Origin of the sequence: Streptomyces sp. ADI95-17 (assembly GCF_003846175.1) — a bacterium.
GTDB classification, from domain to species: Bacteria; Actinomycetota; Actinomycetes; order Streptomycetales; family Streptomycetaceae; genus Streptomyces; species Streptomyces sanglieri.
This window is the reverse complement of the sequence record NZ_ML123056.1, coordinates 153730-155033: the sequence shown is the minus strand read 5'-3', so window position 1 is coordinate 155033 and position 1304 is coordinate 153730. Positions and strand designations below refer to the sequence as shown.

The window sequence follows — 1304 nt, the reverse complement described above, 5'->3', positions numbered from 1 at the left end:
AAGCGGCCGGTCCTCCGGACGCTCCTGCCCGTACGTCGCGATCAGCGCCTGCGCCTCGATCGGGTCACCCAGCCTCGTACCCGTACCGTGCGCCTCGACGACATCGACATCCGTGGCGTCGAGTCCGGCGTTGGCCAACGCGGCCCGGATCACCCGCTGCTGCGACGGGCCGTTCGGGGCCGTCAGACCGTTGCTCGCCCCGTCCTGGTTCACCGCGGAGCCGCGAACCACCGCGAGAACCCGGTGCCCATTGCGGCGGGCGTCGGAGAGGCGCTCCACGAGCAGCATGCCGACACCCTCGCCCCAGCCGGTGCCGTCGGCCCCGGCCGCGAACGACTTGCAGCGACCGTCCGGAGCGAGACCACGCTGGCGGGAGAACTCCACGAAGGTGCCCGGCGTCGCCATCACCGTCACGCCGCCGGCCAGCGCCATCGAGCACTCGCCCGACCGCAGCGACTGGATCGCCCAGTGCAGCGCGACCAGGGATGACGAGCACGCCGTGTCCACGGTGATCGCCGGGCCCTCAAGGCCCAGCGTGTACGAGACACGTCCTGACATCACGCTGCCCGCGGTGCCGGTGCTGAGGTACCCCTCCAGGCCCTCTCCGACCGTGCTCGCGTGCGCGGCGTAGTCGTGGTACATCAGGCCGGCGAACACGCCCGTGTCGCTGCCCCGCAGGGCCAGCGGGTCGATGCCCGCGGACTCGACCGCCTCCCACGACGCCTCCAGGAGCAGGCGCTGCTGCGGGTCCATCGCCAGCGCCTCGCGCGGCGAGATCCCGAAGAACGCGGCGTCGAAGTGCGTGGCGTCGTGCAGGAACCCGCCCTCGCGGGTGTATGAGGTCCCGGGGCGGTCGGGGTCCGGGTCGAAGAGCCGGTCCACGTCCCAGTCCCGATCGGACGGCAGGCCCGATATGGCGTCCCCAGAGGTGGACAGCAGCGTCCACAGGTCCTCCGGGTCGGTGACCCCGCCGGGGTAGCGGCAGCTCATGCCGACGATCGCGATCGGGTCGTCGTCCGCCACGGCGACCGTTCCCCGTACCTCGGCGCGCCCCTGTTGGGTACCGAGCGCCTCCGCCACCATGAAGTCGGCCAGCGCGGCCGAGCTGGGGTAGTCGAAGACCAGCGTCGCGGGCAGCCGCAGGCCGGTGACGGCGCTGAGCCGGTTGCGCAGCTCCACCGCGATCAGCGAGTCGAACCCGAGGTCGTTGAAGGCGTGCTGCGGCGCGATCGCGTCGCCGGAGGTGTGTCCCAGAGCCTGGGCAACCTCATCACACACCAGCTTCAGTACGTACTGGCGGTGCT

Annotated in this window: 1 protein-coding gene; it reads right to left on the bottom strand. The window is 71.8% G+C overall.

Annotated features, from left to right (window positions below; all coding sequences use genetic code 11):
- Positions 1 to 1304, bottom strand: a 1304-nt coding sequence (locus EES42_RS43060; RefSeq protein WP_164495572.1) for a type I polyketide synthase, incomplete at both ends; no start/stop codon positions are given.